22 protein-coding genes and 1 riboswitch are annotated in these 22,770 nt (G+C 64.3%); of the genes, 13 read left to right on the top strand and 9 right to left on the bottom strand.

What is annotated here, in order from left to right; translation table 11 throughout:
- Positions 1-4: 4 nt before the first annotated feature.
- The 5 genes from IM738_RS20865 to dnaA all read right to left on the bottom strand — a co-directional run bounded on the left by IM738_RS20865 (position 5) and on the right by dnaA (position 7,352).
- Entirely contained in the window at positions 5-994 is a 990-nt protein-coding gene (locus IM738_RS20865; protein ID WP_236961435.1) for an IS5 family transposase, read from the bottom strand.
- Positions 991-1,905, bottom strand: coding sequence for a hypothetical protein (locus IM738_RS20860; protein WP_236962944.1), 915 nt, complete (start codon positions 1,903-1,905; stop codon positions 991-993). The genes IM738_RS20865 and IM738_RS20860 overlap by 4 nt, the downstream gene beginning before the upstream one ends.
- Positions 1,906-1,991: 86 nt before the next feature.
- A complete protein-coding gene (gyrB, locus tag IM738_RS20855; RefSeq protein ID WP_236962943.1) occupies positions 1,992-4,622 on the bottom strand; it encodes a DNA topoisomerase (ATP-hydrolyzing) subunit B in 2,631 nt (876 codons plus the stop codon).
- An 80-nt stretch (positions 4,623-4,702) separates the two neighbouring features.
- Complete coding sequence (gene dnaN / locus IM738_RS20850) at positions 4,703-5,809, bottom strand: DNA polymerase III subunit beta (protein WP_236962942.1); 1,107 nt, start codon at positions 5,807-5,809, stop codon at positions 4,703-4,705.
- A 136-nt stretch (positions 5,810-5,945) separates the two neighbouring features.
- Positions 5,946-7,352: a chromosomal replication initiator protein DnaA gene (gene dnaA / locus IM738_RS20845; protein ID WP_236962941.1), complete on the bottom strand. Its 1,407-nt coding sequence runs from the start codon at positions 7,350-7,352 to the stop codon at positions 5,946-5,948.
- 250 nt (positions 7,353-7,602) lie between these two features.
- On the opposite strand from dnaA, the gene rpmH reads away from it, so the two are divergent.
- The 7 genes from rpmH (at position 7,603) to IM738_RS20810 (ending at position 13,107) form a co-directional block, all read left to right on the top strand.
- Positions 7,603-7,737 carry a 50S ribosomal protein L34 gene (gene rpmH, locus IM738_RS20840; protein WP_066096666.1) on the top strand — a complete coding sequence of 45 codons (135 nt, stop codon included), beginning with the start codon at positions 7,603-7,605 and terminating at the stop codon, positions 7,735-7,737.
- Positions 7,738-7,900: 163 nt separating this feature from the next.
- Positions 7,901-8,215 carry a ribonuclease P protein component gene (locus tag IM738_RS20835; protein ID WP_442908454.1) on the top strand — a complete coding sequence of 105 codons (315 nt, stop codon included), beginning with the start codon at positions 7,901-7,903 and terminating at the stop codon, positions 8,213-8,215.
- Positions 8,209-8,496 carry a membrane protein insertion efficiency factor YidD gene (yidD, locus tag IM738_RS20830; RefSeq protein ID WP_236962940.1) on the top strand — a complete coding sequence of 96 codons (288 nt, stop codon included), beginning with the start codon at positions 8,209-8,211 and terminating at the stop codon, positions 8,494-8,496. Before IM738_RS20835 ends, yidD begins: the two co-directional genes overlap by 7 nt.
- Positions 8,493-10,184 (top strand): membrane protein insertase YidC, encoded by a 1,692-nt coding sequence (gene yidC / locus IM738_RS20825; protein ID WP_236962939.1) that lies wholly within the window; start codon positions 8,493-8,495, stop codon positions 10,182-10,184. Before yidD ends, yidC begins: the two co-directional genes overlap by 4 nt.
- Positions 10,185-10,337: 153 nt before the next feature.
- Positions 10,338-11,759 (top strand): tRNA uridine-5-carboxymethylaminomethyl(34) synthesis GTPase MnmE, encoded by a 1,422-nt coding sequence (mnmE, locus tag IM738_RS20820; RefSeq protein ID WP_236962938.1) that lies wholly within the window; start codon positions 10,338-10,340, stop codon positions 11,757-11,759.
- A 104-nt stretch (positions 11,760-11,863) separates the two neighbouring features.
- Entirely contained in the window at positions 11,864-12,355 is a 492-nt protein-coding gene (locus tag IM738_RS20815) for a Crp/Fnr family transcriptional regulator (RefSeq protein ID WP_236962937.1), read from the top strand.
- A 92-nt stretch (positions 12,356-12,447) separates the two neighbouring features.
- Positions 12,448-13,107: a hypothetical protein gene (locus tag IM738_RS20810; protein WP_236962936.1), complete on the top strand. Its 660-nt coding sequence runs from the start codon at positions 12,448-12,450 to the stop codon at positions 13,105-13,107.
- Positions 13,108-13,150: 43 nt separating this feature from the next.
- Here the strand turns inward: IM738_RS20810 and IM738_RS20805 are convergent, their stop codons facing one another.
- Both IM738_RS20805 and IM738_RS20800 read right to left on the bottom strand, forming a co-directional pair.
- The gene (locus tag IM738_RS20805) at positions 13,151-13,696 is read right to left on the bottom strand and encodes an adenine phosphoribosyltransferase (protein ID WP_236962935.1); all 546 of its coding nucleotides are present in this window, start codon (positions 13,694-13,696) and stop codon (positions 13,151-13,153) included.
- Between the two features lie 76 nt (positions 13,697-13,772).
- A complete protein-coding gene (locus tag IM738_RS20800) occupies positions 13,773-15,761 on the bottom strand; it encodes a monovalent cation:proton antiporter family protein (protein ID WP_236962934.1) in 1,989 nt (662 codons plus the stop codon).
- 67 nt (positions 15,762-15,828) lie between these two features.
- Here IM738_RS20800 and IM738_RS20795 point away from each other — a divergent pair, with 67 nt between their 5' ends.
- The 4 genes from IM738_RS20795 to IM738_RS20780 all read left to right on the top strand — a co-directional run bounded on the left by IM738_RS20795 (position 15,829) and on the right by IM738_RS20780 (position 19,007).
- On the top strand, positions 15,829-16,827 hold the full coding sequence (locus IM738_RS20795; protein ID WP_236962933.1) for a KpsF/GutQ family sugar-phosphate isomerase: 999 nt from the start codon (positions 15,829-15,831) through the stop codon (positions 16,825-16,827).
- A gap of 140 nt (positions 16,828-16,967) precedes the next feature.
- A complete protein-coding gene (locus IM738_RS20790; RefSeq protein WP_236962932.1) occupies positions 16,968-17,534 on the top strand; it encodes a KdsC family phosphatase in 567 nt (188 codons plus the stop codon).
- Positions 17,531-18,184 (top strand): LPS export ABC transporter periplasmic protein LptC, encoded by a 654-nt coding sequence (lptC, locus tag IM738_RS20785; RefSeq protein WP_236962931.1) that lies wholly within the window; start codon positions 17,531-17,533, stop codon positions 18,182-18,184. Before IM738_RS20790 ends, lptC begins: the two co-directional genes overlap by 4 nt.
- Before the next feature lie 4 nt (positions 18,185-18,188).
- Positions 18,189-19,007, top strand: coding sequence for an SDR family oxidoreductase (locus IM738_RS20780; protein WP_236962930.1), 819 nt, complete (start codon positions 18,189-18,191; stop codon positions 19,005-19,007).
- Positions 19,008-19,160: 153 nt separating this feature from the next.
- On the opposite strand, the gene IM738_RS20775 is transcribed toward IM738_RS20780, so the two are convergent.
- Positions 19,161-19,562, bottom strand: coding sequence for an RNA recognition motif domain-containing protein (locus tag IM738_RS20775; protein ID WP_236962929.1), 402 nt, complete (start codon positions 19,560-19,562; stop codon positions 19,161-19,163).
- A 311-nt stretch (positions 19,563-19,873) separates the two neighbouring features.
- Positions 19,874-19,944: riboswitch (SAM riboswitch) on the top strand.
- A gap of 60 nt (positions 19,945-20,004) precedes the next feature.
- Between IM738_RS20775 and metX the strand changes: the two genes are divergently transcribed.
- Both metX and metW read left to right on the top strand, forming a co-directional pair.
- Positions 20,005-21,192: a homoserine O-succinyltransferase MetX gene (metX, locus tag IM738_RS20770; protein ID WP_236962928.1), complete on the top strand. Its 1,188-nt coding sequence runs from the start codon at positions 20,005-20,007 to the stop codon at positions 21,190-21,192.
- The gene (metW, locus tag IM738_RS20765) at positions 21,185-21,766 is read left to right on the top strand and encodes a methionine biosynthesis protein MetW (RefSeq protein WP_236962927.1); all 582 of its coding nucleotides are present in this window, start codon (positions 21,185-21,187) and stop codon (positions 21,764-21,766) included. The genes metX and metW overlap by 8 nt, the downstream gene beginning before the upstream one ends.
- Before the next feature lie 140 nt (positions 21,767-21,906).
- Here the strand turns inward: metW and IM738_RS20760 are convergent, their stop codons facing one another.
- Positions 21,907-22,596, bottom strand: a complete 690-nt coding sequence (locus IM738_RS20760; RefSeq protein ID WP_236962926.1) for a transglutaminase-like domain-containing protein — start codon at positions 22,594-22,596, stop codon at positions 21,907-21,909.
- Between the last annotated feature and the right edge of the window lie 174 nt (positions 22,597-22,770).

Raw genomic sequence — 22,770 nt, 5'->3', positions numbered from 1 at the left:
GCACTCATCCTCGGGTCTCCTTCAAAAGCGTTCGGCGCACCATCCAGATGTTGGACAACGCAAACAGGGTGTGCAGCTGCGCCGTGTTCTTGGCCAATCCCCGGTAGCGCACCTTCACATATCCGAACTGGCGCTTGATCACCCGGAACGGGTGTTCGACCTTGGCTCGGATGCGCGCCTTGGTTTTCTCCAGCGCTTCCATGATCGAGCCCATGGGCGTTTCCTTGTCCAGCGCCTTGCGATGGCTGGGCATCATGGCCACGTACCAGTGGACCTCGGGATGGTCCTTGATCACCTCATCGCGCTTGTGAACGCCCCGGTAGCCAGAGTCGGCAAAGACATCGGTTTCGTCGCCGTGCAGCAGTTCGCTGGCCTGGGTGATGTCGTGCGCGTTGGCCGCTGTGGCCTTGACGGTGTGCACCAGGCCCGATTCGGCATCGACCCCAATATGCGCTTTCATCCCGAAGTGCCACTGGTTGCCCTTCTTGGTCTGATGCATCTCGGGGTCGCGTTCGCCGCTGTTGTTCTTGGTCGAGCTGGGGGCGGCAATGAGCGTGGCGTCGACGACCGTACCGCTCTTGAGCAGCAGGCCTTTGTCGGCCAGGGTGGCGTTGACCGTGGCAAGCAATTGCAGGCTCAAGTTGTGTTGTTCGAGCAGATGGCGAAAGCGCAGGATGGTGCTCTCGTCAGGCAAGTTCTCCTCACCCTGGTCCAGCCCCGCAAACTCTCGAAACATGGGCGTGTCGTACAGCGCCTCCTCCATCGCCGGGTCGGACAGGTTGAACCACTGCTGCAGGAAGTGAATGCGAAGCATGGTTCGCACGGCAAACGGCGGACGACCACCCTTGGCGCCAGGCGTTGGTGCATGCTGTGCAATCAGCGACACCAGCTCGGTCCACGGCACTACCAGGTTCATCTCGTCGAGGAACTCGCGCTTGCGCGTTCTCTTGGTCTTGCGCTCGAATCCGCTCTCGCCCAGGCTCATTTGCTTCATGACGTCACTGTCTCACATCGGCCCACGGCGCCGCGGTTTTGCAGACCTTCCCTAAATGAATCAGTGTATCTTTGACCATGTCTAGATAGTCGAAGATGAACGGACTCTTCTATTCCTCTTGAAAAAACTAAGGGATGCCAACAGAAGTAGAATCCGTTTCTCGCTTTCACAAGGGGCCATCGCTTAAGGTGTGGAAATTCGTAAAGCTCACCTCGACCATAGATGTCCTGAGTGTTTGGCTTCTGAAGTTCAATTCTTAAGTCTGGAAGACTAAGGCCGTATAAGTCGAATATGCGGTCAATCTTCGCGCCAAAATGATTCCTGAAGGGTGCTAAAAATCGTTTCTCGATTTTCAGATTGCCGTCAAGTACTGATGCATATATCAAAAATGTTAGGTCGATGAAGTCATTAGGTTCAATGCCGAGTTCTTCTCGAAAAAGTTGGCGGCAGATATGATTTCTGTCGAGTGGCGCAATTAAACTGGCCCACCTAAGGAATCCCCAGGATTCATTTCTCTGGAATTCGAGTTGGCAATGGAAAATGGTGCGAAACATTAAGTAGACATTGAAATCGTCTTCTTTTCGACTGGCAGGAGGCTCGGCATTCCAGAGACGCTGTTTTAGTTCGTGCAACGTATTGTGGGAGATTTTTGGCCCCACTCGAATTAAAACCCGGGGGTCCTGGACAGCCCACTTCACTAAAAGTAGGGTTAACCAAGGAGCAGATTGCATTGCCATTAGCTTGTCTTTTGGCGCATTCCAAAGGTCGTTAAGTGCTGCGTCGACGATGGACTCCGCTCTAAATCGTCTAAGTACCGCCATCACCTCTTCGTAGATTTCCTCGATTTCAGGTTTGGGTGGCGCATTCTTTGGCGTGGTGACGCCAATGTACGAAGGGTGAATGGTCGCCATTGCTTAGACTATGCAAAAGAAGAGGCCCATAAATTTCTCAATTTATGGGCCTCGGTTTCTCAGCTTACAGGTCTCTCTACACAAGATCAAACGTCGATGTTGCCCGCCCGCAGCGCATTGGTTTCAATAAATTCTCGCCGTGGTTCCACCTCATCCCCCATCAACATCGTGAACACGCGATCCGCTTCGATCGCGTCGTCGATCTGCACGCGCAGCAGGCGGCGCACGGTCGGGTCCATCGTCGTTTCCCAGAGCTGGGCGGGGTTCATTTCGCCCAGGCCTTTGTAGCGCTGGCGGCTGGTGGTGCGCTCGGCTTCGCTGATCAGCCACTGCATGGCCTGGCGGAAGTCGCCGACCTTTTCTTCCTTCTGCTTCTCGCCTTCACCGCGCATGACCCTGGCGCCGTCGCCGAGCAGGCCACGGAAGGTTTCGGCGGCGTTGGCCAGGGCCGCGTAATCGGCGCCGTGCACGAAGTCTTGCGTGATGACGCTGCTCTTGATGTTGCCGTGGTGGCGGCGGCTGATGCGCAGGATGGGCTTGTCGGTGCGCACGTCGAACTCGCCGGCCACTTCGGCGGGCACGCCGGTGGTGCTGAGTTCGCGCAGTTTGACCTGCAGCGCGACGGCGCTGGCTTCGGCTTCTTCCACCGTGTCGAGCTTGATGCTCACGCCGTCGGCCATGGCGCGCAGGGCTTCGGGGTCCATGAAGTTGGAGAGGCGCGAGATCACGTGTTCGGCCACCTGGTGCTTGCGCGCGAGTTCGTTGAGCGTGTCGCCTTCGAGCAGGTTGTTGGTCGCGCCGCCGGTGGACACCTTGGCGTCTTTCAGAGCGATGCGCAGCAGGAAGCCGTCGAGCGCCGGGCCGTCTTTCAGGTACAGCTCTTCCTTGCCGGCCTTCACCTTGTAGAGCGGCGGCTGCGCGATGTAGATGTGGCCGCGCTCCACCAGCTCGGGCATCTGGCGGTAGAAGAAGGTGAGCAGCAGGGTGCGGATGTGCGCGCCGTCCACGTCGGCGTCGGTCATGATGATGATGCGGTGGTAGCGCAGCTTGGCGACGTCGAAGTCGTCCTTGCCGTCACCGTTGGCGCTTTCGCTGCCGGCCTTGCCGATACCGGTGCCCAGCGCGGTGATGAGGGTCAGGATTTCGTTGGAGGTGAGCAGCTTTTCGTAGCGCGCTTTTTCCACGTTCAGGATCTTGCCGCGCAGCGGCAGGATCGCCTGGAACTTGCGGTCGCGGCCCTGCTTGGCGGAGCCACCGGCGGAGTCGCCCTCGACGATGTAGATCTCGCACAGCGCCGGGTCTTTTTCCTGGCAGTCGGCCAGTTTGCCGGGCAGGCCCATGCCGTCGAGCACGCCTTTGCGGCGCGTCATTTCGCGGGCCTTGCGGGCGGCCTCGCGGGCGCGGGCGGCTTCAACGATCTTGCCGCAGATGATCTTGGCGTCGTTCGGGCGCTCCTGCAGGTAGTCGGCCAGCAGGCGGCTCACGATGTCTTCCACCGGGCCGCGCACTTCGCTGGAGACCAGCTTGTCCTTGGTCTGGCTGGAGAACTTGGGCTCGGGCACCTTCACGCTCAGCACGCAGCACAGGCCTTCTCGCATGTCGTCGCCGGTGACCTCGACCTTGGCCTTCTTGGCGAACTCGTGTTCTTCGATGTATTTGTTGATGACGCGCGTCATCGCGGCGCGCAGGCCGGTGAGGTGGGTGCCGCCGTCGCGCTGTGGGATGTTGTTGGTGAAGCAGAGCACCTGCTCGTTGTAGCCGCTGTTCCACTGCATGGCCACTTCAACGCCGATGTTGGTGCCCTGGTCGCTGGCGCGGTCGCCCAGCGCGTGGAACACGTTGGGATGCAGGACCGTCTTGCCTTTGTTGATGAAATCGACAAAGCCCTTGACGCCGCCAGCACCGGAGAAGTCGTCTTCCTTGCCACTGCGTTCGTCCTTCAGGCGGATGCGCACGCCGTTGTTCAGGAAGCTCAGCTCGCGCAGGCGCTTGCTGAGGATCTCGTAGTGGAAATCGTTGTTCTCCTTGAAGATTTCGTAGTCGGGCAGGAAGTGCACTTCCGTGCCGCGCTTCTCGGTGTCCCCGGCCACCTTCATGGGCGAGACTTCGATGCCGTCGGCGTTGGTCTCGACGATGCGGTTCTGCACGAAGCCGCGTGCGAACTCGATCTGGTGCATCTTGCCTTCGCGGCGCACGGTCAGCCGCAGCCACTGGCTCAGAGCGTTGACGCAGGAGACGCCCACGCCGTGCAGGCCGCCCGAGACCTTGTAGCTGTTCTGGTTGAACTTGCCGCCAGCGTGCAGCTCGGTCAGCGCGATCTCGGCGGCCGAGCGCTTGGGCTCGTGCTTGTCGTCCATCTTCACACCGGTCGGGATGCCGCGGCCGTTGTCGGTGACGCTGATGGAGTTGTCGCTGTGAATCGTCACGACGATGTCGTCGCAGTGACCGGCCAGCGCTTCGTCGATGGAGTTGTCCACCACCTCGAACACCAGGTGATGCAGGCCGGTGCCGTCGGAGGTGTCGCCGATGTACATGCCCGGGCGTTTGCGCACCGCTTCCAGGCCTTCCAGGATCTGGATGGCACCCTCGCCATACCCCTCGCTCGCGCCGGCCTGGTGGGCGTCGATGGTGGGCTGGAAATTGGAGCTGGCGGCCCCGGCTTCGCCGGTGTTGACGGCGTCGGAACCGGTTTCTGCGGGCTGGTTGGCTTCGGACATGGTGAACTTTTCTCAATCGCTAGAAAGGCCAAACCCGCTGTGCAGCGGGTCGGGCTTGGGGGAGCAGGATCGGTGAACGATCAGATGCGCATCGGCATGACAACGTACTTGAACGCGTTGTCGTCGGGGTTGGTGACGAGTGCCGAGCTGTTGCCGTCTGCCAGCTCGATGCGAACCATCTCCTGGCTCATGTTCTGCAGCGCGTCGATCAGGTAGGTGACATTGAAGCCGATCTCGATCGTGTCGCCACCGTAGTCGATGTCGAGTTCGTCCACGGCCTCTTCCTGCTCGGCGTTGCTCGACGCGACACGCAGCGCGCCAGGTTCGACGTTCAGGCGCACGCCCTTGAACTTCTCGCTCGTCATGATGGCGGTGCGCTGCAGCGAGGCCAGCAGCGGCTGACGGCCGAGCGTGACGATGTTCTTGTGGTTCTTCGGGATCACGCGGTTGTAGTCGGGGAACTTGCCCTCGACCAGCTTGGTGACGAATTCCATGCCATCGAAGCTGAACTTGGCCTGGTTGGCGGCGAACTGCATCTCGATCGCGCCTTCCTTGTCAGACAGCAGGCGCTGCAGTTCGATCACGGTCTTGCGCGGCAGGATCACCTCCTGTTTGGGCACTTCCACGTCCAGCTCGGCGCTGGCAAACGCCAGGCGGTGGCCGTCGGTGGCGACCAGGCTGAGCTTCTTGCCTTCGGCCACGAAGAGGATGCCGTTGAGGTAGTAGCGGATGTCGTGCACGGCCATCGCGAACGACACCTGGCCGAGCAGGCTCTTGAGCGTCTTCTGCGGCACGGCGAACACGGGGCCGAAGCTGGCGGATTCCTGCACCAGCGGGAAGTCTTCGGGCGGCATGCTTTGCAGCGTGAAGCGGCTCTTGCCGCCCTTGAGCACCAGCTTGCCGCCGGTGTTCTCCAGGCTGACGGTCTGATCCGATGGCATGGTGCGCAGGATGTCGATCAGCTTGCGCGCGCCCAGGGTGGTGGCGAAGTTGCCGTCGTCGCCGTCGAGTTGGGCCGTGGTGCGGATCTGGATTTCCAGGTCGCTGGTGGTCAGCTGCACGGCCGAGCCGGTCTTGCGCAGCAGCACATTGGCCAGGATCGGCAGGGTGTGCCGGCGCTCCACGATGCCCGCGACCGACTGCAGCGCAGCCAACACCTTGTCCTGGGTCGATTTCAAAACGATCATGTCAGACTCTTTCGTCCTTGGTTGACTGGTGGCGCTCCGCTCCGGCGCACTCCTCGGGCTTGCAGCAGGGCCCCCTCAGAGCCCAAAACTCGCCTATTTTCACCTTTTTGCGCGGGCCTTCCGCAAACCAGGGCCCTCATCCCTTGAGCGTCTGTTCCAGCACGTGCAGCTGTTGGTTGAGCTCGCTGTTCTGCTGGCGTTCGGCGCCGATCTTGCGCACCGCGTGCAGCACCGTGGTGTGGTCCCGGCCACCGAACAGTTCGCCGATTTCCGGCAGGCTCTTTTGCGTCAGTTCCTTGGCGATGAACATCGCAATCTGGCGCGGGCGGGCGATGCTGGCCGGGCGCTTCTTGCTGTACATGTCCGCGACCTTGATCTTGTAGTAGTCGGCCACGGTCTTCTGAATGTTCTCGACCGAAATTTGCCGGTTCTGGATCGACAGCAGGTCTTTCAGCGCGTCGCGCGCCAGCTGGATCGAGATTTCCTTCTGGTTGAAGCGCGAATAGGCCAGGATTTTCCGCAAAGCACCTTCGAGCTCGCGCACGTTGGAACGCACGTTCTTGGCCACGAAGAAGGCCACTTCCTCGGGCATGACGGCGTTTTCCACCGCGGCCTTGTTGATCAGGATCGCCACCCGCATTTCCAGTTCGGGTGGCTCGATGGCGACCGTGAGGCCAGAATCGAAGCGCGAGACCAGGCGCTCGTGGATGTCGGCCAGGCCCTTGGGGTAGGTGTCGCTGGTCAGCACGATGTGGCTCTTGCGCGCCAGCAGGGCCTCGAAGGCGTTGAAGAATTCTTCCTGTGTGCGTTCCTTGTTGGCGAAGAACTGCACGTCGTCGATCAGCAGCAGATCAAGCGAGTGGTAACGCTCCTTGAATTCGTCAAAGGTCTTGCGCTGGTAGGACTTGACCACATCCGACACGAACTGTTCGGCGTGGATGTACAAAACCTTGGCCTGAGGGCGGTCCGCCAGCAGATGGTTGCCGATGGCGTGCACCAGATGGGTCTTGCCCAGGCCGACGCCGCCGTAGATGAACAGCGGGTTGTAGAGCTGGCCCAGGCTCCCGGCGACGTGCATCGCGGCCGCGCGCGCCATGCGGTTGGCCGAACCTTCCACCAGGGTGGTGAAGGTCAGCGCCGGATTCAGCCGGGTGCGCGGGCCGGTGGGGTTGTTGGCTTCGGCCGGCGCCACATCGGGCAGCTCAGCCAGCACCTGATCCTGCACCGTGCGCGGCGCCGGTGACGTACGGCTGGGGCCTTCACGCGGAGCGAGCACCAACTCCAGGACGACAGGTGCCTGGTGGATGTTTTCCAGCAACGCGGCGATGCGTGCCGAATACTGGGCGCGTATCCAGTCCATCTTGAACCGGTTGGCCACGGAGATTGTGACCTTGGACGCGTCCGGGGCAACCACTGCCGAGAGCGGCCGGATCCAGGTGTTGAACTGTTGTTCGGGAATTTCCTGCGCCAGGCGATCGACGCAGGTCGACCACAGCGACGGTGCGTCGCTGATGGCATTCAATGGGGGGGTGCCCTCGATCATGTAGACGGAAAAGGAAACTGTTCTTGTGGACAAATGGCTCGGGGCTGGCTGGGGATTGTACGGCGCCTGTGGACTTATCCACACACCGGGTTTGCCTCCTTGGCCGATGCGCGGGGGCTTCGTCGAGATGAGGTGTTGCAACGGTTAAAAACGCCAAGTGCTTGCCGCGCATGGGATTTTCTTGCGATAATCTCGGGTTTCCCTTTAACTTGAATGCCCACGGTCAAAGCCTGGGTCCACTGCCATGGCAATGAAACGCACCTACCAGCCCTCCAAGATCAAGCGCGCCCGTACCCACGGCTTTCTCGTGCGCATGAAGACCCGCGGCGGCCGTGCCGTGATCAACGCCCGTCGCGCCAAGGGCCGCAAACGCCTGGCTGTCTGAGCCTGCTCGCGCCTGCAGCCCATGCCGGCCGGGTCGATGCTGTTCGGCATGCCTGCCACCCGGTTCGGCTGATGCAGCGCATCAGGTCCCGGCCGCAGTTCCAGGCCGTCATGGCGGGTGCCCTTGTGGCCAAAACCCCCACTTTGCCCTCCACCGGCTGGCGTTGTCAGTCCCGGAAGAGGGCCGTGCGCTGTTTCCGGTGGCCGATACCTGGCTGGGCGTGATGCTGCCCAAACGCTGGGCGCGTCGCGCGGTCACGCGCAACACCATCCGGCGCCAGATTTACGAGGTTTCCCGCTTGGCCGGGTCAGCGTTGCCGCAGGCCGCGCTGGTGGTGCGTTTGCGCAGCGAATTCAGCCGCAAGCAGTTTGTGAGCGCCACCTCGGACGCCTTGAAGGTCGCTGTGCGTGCCGAGCTGACCCTGCTGATGGATCGTGTTGCCGTGAAGTCTGCCCCTGCGGAGGTCGCTCCATGTTGAGCAGCTGGCCGCGCCGTGCACTGATCGGCCTGGTCAAGGGCTACCGCTTGGTGCTCAGCCCATGGTTGGGCAATGGTTGCCGTTTCGAGCCCACCTGTTCGGTCTACGCCATCGGCGCGCTGGGCCAGCACGGCGCTTTGGCCGGCACCTACCTCATGTTGCACCGCATCGGTCGTTGCCAGCCCTGGTGTCAGGGCGGGCACGACCCGGTACCCGAGCGGGCGCCACGCCTGTTTTCGCGTCTGATCCCTTCGTCCCCTGAAAAGAAGATCCCGTCATGAACGACATCCGCCGTTCCATCCTCTGGGTGGTTTTTGGTTTTTCGATGGTCCTGATCTGGGACAAGTGGCAGATTCACAACGGCAAGGCACCGACCTTCTTCCCCTCATCTGCGGTGACAGCACCCCAGGCCGCTGGGGGGGCCGCTCCGGCTGCGGGCAGCAACGCTGCTGTGCCCGCAGCAACAACGGCTGCAGCCGGTGTCGCAGCAGCACCAGGCGGCGCGCCCGCGCCAGTGGCCCAGCGCATTGACGCCAGCACCGATGTGCTGAAGCTGACCTTCAACAGCGAGGGCGGGTCCCTGATCGGTGCCACATTGCTCAAGCACGCCAGTCAGCAACTGGGCTCCGAGCCGCTGCAGCTGCTGGTCCAGAATGAGAAGCACACCTATGTGGCGCAGACCGGCCTGATCGGTGGCAGCTTTCCCACCCACAAGACCCCCATGTCCCTGGTCTCGGGCCCGACGTCGCTGGCCGATGGCCAGAACGAGTTGATGCTTCGCTTCGAGTCGGCCGACGTGGGTGGCGTGAAGCTGGCCAAGACCTACTCATTGCAGCGCGGCAGCTACGTGATTGGTGTGAGCCACGAGGTGGTCAACACCGGCGCGGCGGCGGTCACGCCTCAGTTGTACCTGCAGCTGGTGCGCGACGGCAACAAGACCGACAGCGAAACCCCCTTCTATTCCACGTTCACCGGCCCAGCGATTTACACCGAAGCTCAGAAGTACCAGAAGGTGGAGTTCGCCGACATCGACAAGGACAAGACCAGCTTCGAGAAAACATCGAACGACGGTTACGTGGCCATGGTGCAGCATTACTTCGCTTCGGCCTGGTTGCTGGGTGACGGCACCGTGCGGGAGAACTTCGCCCGCAAGGTCGACAACAACCTGTACTCGGTCGGCGCGATTACGACGCTGCCTGCCGTGGCCCCCGGCCAGAGCCAGAAGCTCGATGCGCGCCTGTTCATTGGTCCGCAACAAGAGACGGTGCTCGAAACCGTGGCCCCGGGCCTGGAGTTGGTGAAGGACTACGGCTGGTTGACCATCCTGGCCAAGCCGCTGTATTGGCTGCTGGAGAAGATCCACGGCTTTGTCGCCAACTGGGGCTGGTCGATCGTGCTGCTCGTGGTGTTGCTCAAGGCCGCGTTCTACTGGCTCAACGCCAGCGCCTACCGCAGCATGGCCAAGATGAAGGCCATCAACCCGAAGGTCGCCGAAATGCGCGAGCGCCTCAAGGGCAACCCGCAGCTGATGCAGCAGGAAATGATGAAGATGTACCGGGAAGAAAAGGTCAACCCGCTGGGTGGCTGCTTCCCCATCATGATCCAGATCCCGGTGTTCATCGCGCTGTACTGGGTGCTGCTGTCGTCGGTGGAAATGCGCAACGCGCCCTGGATGGGCTGGATCACCGACCTGTCCACCAAAGACCCGTACTTCGTGCTGCCGTTCATCATGACGCTGACCACGATCATCCAGACCGCGCTGAACCCGCTGCCGCCGGATCCGCTGCAAGCCAAGATGATGTGGCTGATGCCGCTGATGTTCTCGGTCATGTTCTTCTTCTTCCCGGCCGGCCTGGTGCTGTACTGGATCACGAACAACGTGCTGACGATCGCCCAGCAGTCCTTCATCAACAAGCGCATGGGCGTGCCGCTGAAGATCACGAATCCGTTCGAATTGTTTAGGAAGTAACCCCCTGCGCCGCTTCGCGGCTCCCCCCTTCAAAGGGGGGCGACACCAGAGGCCCGGCAAAGCAGGTTCCTCGGTGTCTTTGGTAAGGGACACTTCACGTCATTGGGCCTGCATCTGCAGGCCCTTTGTTTTTCCGCTTTATCCTCTCAATCCATGCTCTCTGCCTCCCGTGACCCTATCGTCGCCATCGCCACCGCGCCCGGTCGCGGAGCGGTGGGCATCGTGCGGGTGTCGGGCAAGGGACTGGTGGGTTTCGTGCAGGCCCTGCTGGGCCGCGCGCTGAAGCCGCGTGAGGCGACCTACCTGCCGTTTCTCGACGCAGCCGGTCAGCCCATTGACCATGGCCTGGCGCTGTGGTTTCCGGGGCCGCATTCGTACACGGGCGAAGACGTGCTGGAGCTGCAGGGTCATGGCGGACCGGTGGTATTGCAGTTGCTGCTGGCGCGCTGTCTGCAAGTCGCACAGTCGGCCGATGCCAATGGCTTGCCACTGCTGAGCGGCCTGCGGCCCGCGCGCGCGGGCGAGTTCACCGAACGCGCCTTCCTGAACGACAAGCTCGACCTGGCCCAGGCCGAGGCGGTGGCCGACCTGATCGACGCCAGCACCGAGGCCGCCGCGCGCAGCGCCAGCCGCTCGCTGGCGGGCGTGTTTTCCGAGCGCATCCACGCGCTGCGGGATGCGCTCGTCAACCTGCGCATGCTGGTTGAAGCCACGCTGGACTTTCCCGAAGAAGAGATCGACTTCCTGAAAAAAGCCGACGCCGAGGGGCAGCTCGCCCGTTTGCGCTCGGCGCTGACCGATGTGCAGGCCCAGGCGCGCCAGGGCGCCTTGCTGCGCGACGGCCTCAAGGTGGTGATCGCCGGTCAGCCGAACGCGGGCAAAAGCTCGTTGCTCAACGCGCTTGCGGGCGCCGAGCTGGCCATCGTCACGCCGATTGCGGGCACCACGCGCGACGTGGTGCAGCAGACCATCCAGATCGAAGGCGTGCCTCTGCACGTGATCGACACCGCCGGGCTGCGCGAAGGTGCCGACGTGGACGAGGTCGAAAAAATCGGCATTCAGCGTGCCTGGGGGCAGATCGACGCGGCCGATGCGGTGCTCTTCCTGCACGACCTGACGCGGTGCGAGGGTGCCGACTACCAGGCGGCGGACGCCGCGATCTCAGCGGCCTTGCCGGCGGGCGTGACGGTGCTGCAGGTCTGGAACAAGCTCGACCAGTGTGGCGCACCTCAGCAGGCGGCACTCGCTGAGCGTCTGCGGGCCGGTGATCTGGCGATATCCGCCAAAAGCGGTGAGGGCATCGAAGGCCTGCGCCAGGGCTTGCTCACTCTGGCCGGTTGGCAGCACGCGGGCGATGGCCTGTTCATGGCGCGCGAGCGGCATCTGCAGGCCTTGCACCGCGTGGCTGAGCATCTGGCCGCCGCGCAGACCTGCCTGGAGGCCCGTGCCGAGCACCTGGACCTGCTGGCCGAAGAGCTGCGCCTGGCGCAACACAGCTTGAATCAGATCACCGGGGCGTTCAGTGCGGACGACCTGCTGGGTGAGATCTTTTCCCGCTTCTGCATCGGCAAGTGAACCGGGTCGCCGTCTGGTGTCTGCACGCAACCGCTCGGAGCGAAGCTGTAAGCATCGGTAAATTGTGCTTGTGTTCAGGCCGCTGCCGCCGTTATCGTGGGTCGATGAATGCCTCTCAGATGTCCACTGGGCGTTACGACATCCAGTCGCTGGCTCAAGCCATGCGGGTCTGCAGTGCGCTGGACGCTGTTCCTCTGAACCTGACGGAGGCTCAATGGACCACGCTCGGGGATTACCTTCAGCCTGTGAGCCTCCAGCAGGGGCAGGTCTTGATCGAACAGGGCGTGAAGGACCGGACGGTTTACTTCGTCGAAAGCGGCAGCCTCACCGTGCATTACGAAGACGACAAGGACCGGGTGCGCATCGCGGTGGTCGGTGCCGGGTCGATTCTGGGCGAAGGAGCTTTTTTCAGCCACCTGCCACGCAGCGCCACGGTGAATGCCGGCAGTCACGCCCGGTTGTGGTGCATGACGCCTTTGCGTTTTCGCGAACTGTCGACCCGTTACCCTTCGATCGCGCTGGACCTCACCGTTGCCATGGCGGCGGTCTTGGCGCGTCGCATGTACCACAAGCCCAAACGCGTGGCCGTGACCTGACGGCGGCCTGTGTCGTCCAGTTGTTACGATTCGCTGGGCAAATGCGGCATTTCCCTCATTCCAACCCGCTGACCTGAAGGCATACTCCGGCCATGTCCCTGTTGCGCTGGCTACAAGCCAAAAAATCCGATGCGGGCGGAAGCGGTGGCCGGAGCAAACCGCGCCGCTCTTTCAGCCAGACGACCTTGCCACTGATCTCGCCGAGGCGCGGTCGACGTGTCCTGCGCCGAGAGCAGCTGTTCTCGGTGGTTCGAGAGTCGTTGATCCGTGCCGGGGTGTTGTCCACCAGCTACGACTTCAAGGTGCTCGCGCTCGACACCAGCGGCGACGGCTTTTTGGTGCTGGTGGATCTGGCATTGCCTGCCGAGGCCATGCCCGACGAGTACCTTTTGGAGATTGAGCGTTGGATCCAGAGCAGCGCCCGCTCGCGCCATTCGATGCAGGTGCAGGCCGTGTATTGGCGGCGCAAGGCGGCCCACGACCAGCGCGGCATGGCCTTGAAGGCGGCGGTGTCGGCGCAGACCCAGCGCGAGGCGGCTCTCAGCGGCACGGCCATTCCTGCGCCCGACACGCCGTTGCCCAACGGACGTGTGCCGTCCTCCGTGGCGCCTGAAGAGGTGAGTGCCTTTCGCCAGGCCTTGCAGCAACCTGCGATGCCTGCACACCGCATGGAGCCGCCGCCCGATGCGCCCGAGCCGGAGTCACACAGTGGTTTTTCCGAGCTGAGCGAAACCCAGTACGGCAAACTCTGAGACCGGTTGCGCGGGGCAGCCGGGTGTCAGACCCGTGGAGGCGTCAGTGCCCTGCGAAATCGACCAGTGTGAACAGCGGCAACCCCGATGTTCGCAACTTGTCCGACCCGCCCAGCTCGGGCAGGTCGACGATGGCCGCACCTTCCATCACCTCGGCCCCCAGCTTCTCCAGCAGCCGCCGCCCCGCCATCATGGTGCCGCCGGTGGCGATCAGGTCGTCGATCAGCAGCACGCGGTCCCCTGCCTTGACGGCGTCGGTGTGCAGCTCGACCGTCGCGCTGCCGTATTCCAGTTCGTAGGTCTCCTCCACCGTCGTGAAGGGCAGCTTGCCCTTCTTCCGGATCGGCACAAAGCCCACGCCCAGCTCGTAGGCCACCACCGAGCCGATGATGAAGCCGCGCGCATCCAGACCGGCCACCACCGTGGGGCGGAGCGCAGGGTCCATGTAGCGGTGCACAAAGGTGTCGATCAGCACGCGGAACACCTTGGGGTCTTGCAGCAGCGGCGTGATGTCGCGGAACTGCACTCCCGGTGCCGGCCAGTCGGGCACGGTGCGGATGTGCGAGCGGAGGTAGGCGGTGTTGTCCATGTTCGGGATTATCCCCTCGCACGTGAAACGCAGCACCGGGGCGAGGCCCGATCGGGACAGCCGCGTGCGCCGATGTTCAGCGGCCGCTGAGCAGCTTCTCTTCGGCCAGCGCCAGCGCCGGGGCCTTGCCGCTGAGCACCAGAGTGTCGCCACCCTGGAGCACGGTCAGGTCGTCAAATGGCGCGTTCTGCCCTCCCGCGCGCCGCAGGTTGGCCACGCGCACGCCCATGGCGTCGAGCGCGACGCTGCCGAGGGTCTTGCCCACTTTGCGCCCGCCCGGCGGGATGGTGACGGTGGACAGGCGCTCGTGATCGGCTTCTTCGATGCCATCGTCGTCGGCGCCGTGAAAGTAGCCCTTGAGCAGGTTGTAGCGCGCATCGCGCTGGTCCTGCACCACGCGGATCACGCGCCGCATCGGCACGCCCACCAGCGCCAGCGCGTGGCTGGCCAGCATCAGGCTGGCCTCGATGGCCTCGGGCACCACCTCGGTCGCGCCGGCCTGGCGCAGCCTGGCGTCGTCGGTGTCGTCGATGGTGCGCACCACCACGGGCACCTGTGGCGCGTGTTCGTGGGTGTGGTGCAGGACCTTCAATGCACTCGCGGTTTCGATGTAGGTGATCACCACCGCGCTGGCGCGGTGCAGGCCCGCCGCCATCAGGGCCTGCAGCCGCGCGGCGTCGCCGAACACCACCGAGTGCCCGGCCGCTGCGGCCTGGCGCACCCGGTCGGGGTCGAGGTCGAGCGCCATGTAGGGAATGCCTTCGGCTTCGAGCAGGCGCGCCAGGTTCTGCCCGCAGCGGCCGTAGCCGCAGATGATCACGTGCTTGTCGGCGTTGATGGCCTTGCGTGCAATGCTGGTCATCTGCACCGACTGCATGAGCCAGTCGCTGCCCACCACGCGGGTGACGATGTCGTTGGTGTACATGATCAGGAACGGCGTGGCGAGCATGGAGATGACCATGCTCGCCAGGACGGGGTTGAACAGCTGTGGCGGCACCAGCTCGTGCTGGCCAGCCAGCGTGAGCAGCACCAGACCGAATTCCCCGCCCTGGCAGAGGTACAGGCCCGTGCGCAGCGCGGTGCCCATCGGCGCGCCGAAGGCCCGCGTGAGGCCCGAGATCATGGCGATCTTGAAGCCCAGCGAGAGCGTGAGCAACAGCAGCACGAGCGGCCAGCGCTCCAGCACCAGGCGCCAGTCCAGCATCATGCCGATGGTGATGAAGAACAGGCCCAGCAGCACGTCGTGAAACGGGCGGATGTCGGTCTCCACCTGGTGCTTGTATTCGGTCTCGGAAATCAGCATGCCCGCCACGAACGCACCCAGCGCGAGCGACAGGCCGGCGTGCTCCGTCAGCCAGGCCAGGCCCAGCGTGATCAGCAGCAGGTTGAGCATGAACAGCTCTTCGCTTTTGCGCCGCGCCACCAGCGTGAGCCACCACCGCATCACCTTCTGGCCGCCCGTGAGCAGCACGCCGAGCAGCACCACCGCCTTGACCAGGGCCAGGCCCAGGGCGGGCAGAAGGTCTTCCGGCGCGGAGCCCAGCGCGGGAATCAGCACCAGCAGCGGCACCACGGCCAAATCCTGAAACAGCAGGATGCCCACCACGCGCTTGCCATGCTCCGACTCCAGCTCCAGCCGCTCGACCACGAGCTTGATCACGATGGCGGTGCTGCTCATGGCCATCACGCCGCCCAGCGACAACGCCATTTGCCACGAGAGCTTCCACCAATTGGGCAGCAGCACGCCCATGGCCAGCGAGGCCAGCGTGGTCAGCAGCACGGTGAGCACGACCTGGGACAGTCCCAGACCAAACACGTGCCGTTTCATGGTCCTGAGCTTGGGCAGTGAAAACTCCAGCCCGATCACGAACATCAGGAACACCACGCCGAATTCGGCGAGGTGCCGCAGACCGGCCGAGTCCTGCGCGAGCGCCAGCGCGTTCGGGCCGATCACCACGCCCACCACCAGGTAGCCGAGCATCGGCGGCAGCTTGAGCATGCGGCAGCCCACCACGCCCAACACGGCGGCCAGCAGGTAGAGCAGCGTGATGTCGAGCGAATTCATGCACTGATGTTAATCGGGTGACTCTCGTGCGAAGTCGCCATTCGGTGGCTGCGGCGATAATCCATTGATGAGTCTGCCCCCCACCCTGGATCCCGTTCGCACCACCAATCTGGCGCGCGAAGCCCTGGACATTGAGGCCCAGGCGGTGCTCTCCATGGCCGGACGGCTGGACGACCGTTTCGTGCGTGCGGTGGACCTGCTGCTGTCGTGCAAGGGGCGCGTGGTGGTCATGGGCATGGGCAAGAGCGGCCACATCGGACGCAAGATCACCGCCACCCTGGCCTCCACCGGAACGCCCGCGATGTTCGTGCACCCTGCCGAGGCCAGCCATGGCGACCTGGGCATGATCACCGCGGCCGACGTGGTGCTCGGCATCAGCAACAGCGGCGAAAGCGAGGAGCTCACCGCCATCCTTCCACTGATCAAACGCATGGGTGTGCCGCTGGTCGCGTTCACTGGCCGGGCCTCGTCCACGCTCGGGCGACACGCCGACGTGGTGCTCGACACCTCGGTCGAAAAAGAGGCCTGCCCGCACAACCTGGCCCCCACCGCCAGCACCACCGCGCAACTCGCACTGGGTGACGCGCTGGCCGTGGCCTTGCTCGACGCACGGGGCTTCAAAGCCGACGACTTTGCCCGTTCGCACCCCGGCGGCGCTCTGGGGCGCAAGCTCCTCACGCTCGTGAGCGACGTGATGCGCAGCGGTGACGATGTCCCGCGCGTGTCGGCACAGACCAGTTTGATGGAGCTGATGCGCGTGGTCAGCGCCAAGGGGCTGGGCATGAGCGCCATCGTCGATGCGGACGATCGGGTGCTGGGCATCTTCACGGACGGTGACCTGCGCCGCCTGATCGAGAAAACCGGCAGCGGTGCCGATCTGCGTGCACTCTCTGCCGCCGAGGTGATGCACCCCAACCCGCGCACGGTGCGCGCCGATGTGCTGGCGGTGGTGGCTGCCGACCTGATGGAGGCCGGTTGCATCACCAGCGTGCTGGTGGTGGACGACGCGGGGCGGCTGTGTGGTGCGCTCAACAGCAACGACCTGATGCGTGCGAAGGTCATTTGACTCCCTAACCACAGATCTCCCAGCGCCGCCTTCGGCGTCACCCCCCGGGGCGGCGCTGGCGGCCCGGCAAAGCCGGTTCCGCGGCGCCCTGGCCTGAACACACCTCACTCGAACGCTTCCTCTCCCGTTAGCATTGCCCCATGTCTTCTGACCTTCCGCCGCTGCGGCCCACGCTGAACTTCGACCCCGAGCTGTTGCTTCGCGCCCAGCCGGTGCGCGTGGTGTTCTTCGATGTGGACGGTGTGTTGACCGACGGTGGCCTGTATTTCAGCGACGTCGGCGAGACGCTCAAACGGTTTCACACACTCGATGGCCACGGCATCAAGCTGCTGCAGCGGGCCGGCATCACACCAGCGGTGATCAGTGGTCGTGATGCGCCGGCCCTGCGCACGCGTCTGAGCGCGCTGGGGGTGACCCATCTGCGCCTCGGCACCGAAGACAAACGCCCGGCGGCCGAATCGATCCTGGCTGAGCTGGGGCTGGACTGGTCGCAAGCCGCAGCGATGGGCGACGATTGGCCCGATTTGCCCATGCTGCGCCGCGCGGCGCTCGCGTGCGTGCCGGCCACGGCCCACGCCGAGGTGTTGGCGCTGGCACACCATGTCACCGCGCGCGCGCCGGGCATGGGTGCGGTGCGGGAGCTCTGTGACTTGCTGCTGGTGGCGAGCGGTCACTATGTGACCGAACTGGAGATGGCCGCGAGATGAGCATGGCCGTTCCCCTCGTTTCCCCTGGCGCAGCGCCTGTCCGCAAGTTCGGCTTCGGCCGCTGGTGGGACAGGATGTCGATCTACCTGCCGGTGCTGCTCATGATGCTGCTGGCGCTGGCGTCCTACTGGCTGTTGCGCGCCACACCGGAGCCCGAGCAGCCCGCCGCCGAGCAGCCGGTGACGCACGAGCCCGACTATTTCATGAAGCGCTTCTCGGTCAAAGTGTTCGAGGCCGGAGGCGCACTCAAGACCGAGCTGTTCGGGACCGAGGCGCGCCACCACCCCGACACCGGTACCTTGGTCGTGGACGCCGCGCGCATCCGTTCGTTCAACCCCCAGCGCCAGCTCTCCACGGCCACCGCCAGGACGATCACCAGCAACGACGCCGGCACGGTGTTTGTGCTTGAAGGCGATGCCGCTGTGGTGCGCCAGGCGGGGCACAGTCCGAGTGGACAGCCGTTGGCCCGCATGGAGTTTCATGGCGAGTACCTGCGTGTGTCGGTGGATCCCGACCATGTCATGTCCGATCAGCCGGTCCTGCTGGTGCGCGACAAGGACCAGATCACCGCCAACACCCTGGACTACCAGGGTGATACCCGGGTCGTGGTGATGACAGGCCAGGTGCGTGCCCGGTTCGCGCCGCGTTGACGCCATGACCGTCGCCCGCTCCGGCAGCGTCGCCGACCGCCCCCTCGTTTTCATCACCGGCGCCTCCAGTGGCATCGGGCAGGCGCTGGCGTTGCGTTACGCCCAAGCCGGTTACCGGCTGGCTCTGGTGGCTCGGCGCAGTGAGGTGCTTCAGGCCTGGGTGAATGCGCAGGGCTGGGATGATCAGCGCTGCCGGGTGTACCTGGCGGATGTGGCCGAGACGGACAGCATCGTCGCAGCGGGCCAGCGCTGTCTGGCTGAGCAGGGCGTGCCCGACGTGGTGATCGCCAGCGCGGGCCTCAGCATCGGCATGGACACCGCCGAACGTGAAGACCTGGATGTGATGGCCCGCACCTTTGCGCTCAACAACACCGGCCTCGCCGCCACCTTCCACCCCTTCGTGAAAGCCATGGTGGCGCGTGGCACCGGCCGGCTGGTGGGCATCGCCAGCGTGGCGGCCATTCGCGGCCTGCCTGGCCATGGGGCGTATTGCGCCAGCAAGGCCGCCGTGGTGGCGTACTGCGAAAGCTTGAGAGGTGAGTTGCGCCGCAGCGGGGTCGACGTGGTCACCCTGTTGCCTGGCTATGTGGACACACCGCTGACGCAGCAGAACCGATACGCCATGCCGTTCCTGCTGAGCCCCGCGGCGTTTGCCGACCGTGCTTTCGCCACCATCAGGGCCGGGACGAGTTACCGCGTCATCCCATGGCAGATGGGGGTGGTGGCCAAGCTGCTGAGGCTGATGCCCAACCCCTTGTACGATCGCCTGCTGACCGGTCGCGCGCGCAAGCACCGTGAGGGAGAGGGCCGGTCAACCGGTTGACGCGCGCCCGGCGCACATGGGTCGCCAACCGGGTCGATCCAGTCGCGAGCAGGACCTCAAAAAGCGAGCGCCAACAAAAAAGCCCCTCGGCATGCCGGGGGGCTTTTGCATTTCCAGCCTCAGAGGACCGGGAATGGCGGAGAGGTCGGGCGATCAGTAACCGCCGCGGCCACCACCGCCACCGCCTTCACGACGGCCACCGCCGCCGTAGGGGCTGCGGAAACCGCCTTCGCCGCCACCACCGAAGCCGCCGCCACCACCGCGGGGGCCACCGAAGCCGCCGCCGCCGGTGCGGGGGGGGCGGGCTTCCATCGGACGTGCTTCGTTCACGACGAGGCTGCGACCACCCAGGGACTGACCGTTCATGCCTTCAACGGCGGCGAGCGCTTCTGCGTCGCTGCCCATTTCGACAAAGCCGAAACCTTTGGAGCGGCCGGTGTCACGTTCCATCATGACCTTGGCGCTGTTGACAGAGCCGTAGGCGCTGAAAGCTTGCTGCAGGTCTTCGTCACGCACGGTGTAGGGCAGGTTGCCCACGTACAATTTGTTGCCCATGGTTGGGACTCCTAATAACACTGAGAAAAATAGCGATGGAGCCCCGTTAGCAAACAAACCTGTAGCACGCGAAACCAACCGATCACTTGTCAAGCGAGGTTTTCAGACGCTCGCCAGCGGATTATGCTCCGAATGCCCCGGCGCCAGTGATTTTTTTGGGATCGCTTCGAGGCGCTTTCCGGTGTGGTGCGCATTCGCAACAGTGAACGGCCGACACCCCCCCCACCGCCGCGGTGCCGCTGTCGGCGGCCGGTCGGAGCGTTCTGTCATGTTCCACAGGTGGGTTTGCCAGAGGCAGGCTTCAATTTATACTGTCCTCCAGCGCCGATTTGTCCGGATTGCGGGCGCTTTACAAATACCGCTAAAGGGGGGACTCCCGGTCTCGCACCTTGCGGCACCGGGATTTTTGTTTTTGGGTCTCGCCAGGCCCGAGGTGCACACCGTGATCGTCACGCCCCAAACCCAGCGTTTCACCGACCCGCTGCCCCTGAAAAGCGGTGCGGTGTTGCCGGCCTACGAGCTGGTCTATGAAACCTACGGCACGCTCAACGCCGACCGGTCCAACGCGGTGCTGATCTGCCACGCGCTCAACGCCAGCCACCACGTGGCCGGTCACCACGCCGACGCCAGCGGCCAGCCCATCGCGCGCAGCGAAGGCTGGTGGCACAGCATGATCGGCCCGGGCAAGTCGGTAGACACCGACCGATGGTTTGTGATCGGCGTCAACAACCTGGGCTCTTGCTTCGGCAGCACCGGCCCCACCCACACCAACCCCGCCACCGGTCAGCCCTGGGGCGCGGATTTTCCGGTGGTCACGGTGGAAGACTGGGTGAATGCCCAGGCCCGCCTGCTCGACGTGCTCGGGATCCAGACGCTGGCCGCCGTCATGGGCGGCAGCCTGGGTGGCATGCAGACCCTGAGCTGGACCTTGCAGTTTCCGGACCGCGTGCGCCACGCCGTGGTGGTGGCCAGCGCGCCCAACCTCACGGCCGAGAACATCGCGTTCAACGAGGTGGCGCGCCGTGCCATCGTGACCGACCCCGATTTCCGCGACGGCCACTACCTGCGCGAAGGCACGCTGCCACGCCGGGGCCTTCGCATCGCCCGCATGATCGGCCACATCACCTACCTGAGCGACGATGTGATGAACGAAAAGTTCGGCCGGACCCTGCGTTCATCCGATGTCAGCGATCCCGCGGCCGCGGCCGAGTTGGCTTACCGCTACTCGACGCAGGATGTGGAGTTCCAGATCGAGAGCTACCTGCGTTACCAGGGCGACAAGTTCAGCGAGTACTTCGACGCCAACACCTACCTGCTGATCACCCGCGCGCTCGACTACTTCGATCCCGCGCGCGAACACGACGGCAACCTGAGCACCGCCCTGGCGCGCGCCAAGGCCAAGTTCCTGCTCGTGAGTTTCACCACCGACTGGCGCTTCTCGCCCGCGCGCAGCCGCGAGATCGTCAAGGCGCTGCTGGAGAACCGGCGCGAGGTGAGCTACGCCGAGATCGACGCGCCGCACGGCCACGATGCCTTCCTGCTGGACGACCCGCGCTACCACGCCGCGGTGCGGGCCTACTTTGAACAGACGGTGAGTGCCGTTGAGAAAGGGGAGGTGACCCATGGCTGATCCCAACGTGATGCACAGCATCGCCCGCCTCGTGCCACCCGGTTCGCGCGTGCTCGATCTGGGCTGCGGCGATGGCGCCCTGCTCGCCCACCTGCAGGCCACGCGGCAGTGCACTGGCTACGGCGTGGAGATCGACGACGCCAAGCTGCTGGCCTGCGTGAAGCGCGGCGTCAACGTGCTCCAGCTCAACCTGGAGGGTGGCCTCACCATGTTCGGCGACGACGCTTTCGACGTCGTGCTGCAGATCGACACCCTGCAGCACCTGCGCAACGCGCAGACCATGCTGCAGGAAACCGCGCGCGTGGGGCGCATCGGCGTCGTGGCCTTCCCCAACTTTGCCCACTGGCCCAACCGGCTGGCGGTGTTGCAGGGCCACATGCCCGTGACCAAACGCCTGCCTTACGAGTGGTACGACACGCCCAACATCCGCGTCGGCACTTTCAACGACTTCGAGGTGCTCGCGCGCCGCAACAGCCTCACCATCGAAGACAGCTTCGGGCTGCACGAGGGCCGCGAGGTGCGTTTTGCGCCCAACCTGATGGCCAGCACCGCAGTGTTCAAGTTCACGAGCTGATAGATCCCCCCGCGCCGCGAAGGAACAGGCCCCCCCCCGCGCCGCCTGCGGCGTCACCCCCCTCAAGGGGGCGGCACTGGCCGTCCGGCAAAGCCGGCCCGGCGGTGCCCTGGGTTGAAGCATGTCGCTCCGGAGCTTGCTCAGCGGCGGTTTTCGCGCTCCGCGTCCGCCGCGAAGTCGGCGCTGCCCGGCCCGGCGCCCTGCGTCCACTGCGGATAGATCTCGGCGAAGGTCGCCCGGATCTGCGCCAGCGGCAGGTCGTCGAAGCTGCCGCGCTCGGCCACGTATTCCATGTGGCGCTGGCCCGCGCGGTCGAACGGGTGGTAGAGCGAATCGTCCACGCCGTTGAACTCCAGCGGCAACAGGCCGAATTTCTCGCACAGCTCGATGTTGAAGGCCGGTGTGGCCTTGCGCCACCCGCCGTCCAGCCACAGCTCGGTGTAGCCGTGCCAAGCGAACACGTCGGTCTTCATGGTCTGGCGCAACCGCTCGGTGGAGAGGTGGTTGCGCACGTCGGCGAACCCCAGCCGCGCCGGGATGCCCGCCGCACGCGCCACGGCCGCCAGCACCACGGCCTTGGGCACACACCAGCCGAAACCTTGCGCCAGCGCGGTGCTGGCGGTCATGCCGTGGTCTGAGAGGTCGATGCGGTAGGGGTCGTAGCGCAGTCCATCGCGCACGGCCAGGTTCAGGGCCACCGCCCGCTCGCGGTCGGTGGCCCCCCTCGCATGCCGCGCGGCGAAAGCCTGCACGTCGGGATGACCAGCGTCGATGAACGGCGTGGGCCGGAGCCAGGTGGGCGAAACGGTTTCGGTGGGGGGTGCGCGCATGGCGAGGCTTGTACCAGATCGGTCGGCGGGAGGGCGGTACCTTGGCGACGCGGCGGGTTCGTGCGCGCAAATCGCCGATCTGGCACGCCAATGCATGCTTTTTTGGTACTTCAGACCGCGCCCAAACCGCCGATATTTTCACCAGAACGTGGTGGTTGAGTTGCTGGTCTGCAT

Origin of the sequence: Hydrogenophaga sp. SL48 (genome assembly GCF_021729865.1) — a bacterium.
GTDB lineage: Bacteria > Pseudomonadota > Gammaproteobacteria > Burkholderiales > Burkholderiaceae_C > Hydrogenophaga.
Note: the sequence above shows the minus strand (reverse complement) of the source record. Positions and strands in the feature narration are given on the sequence as shown.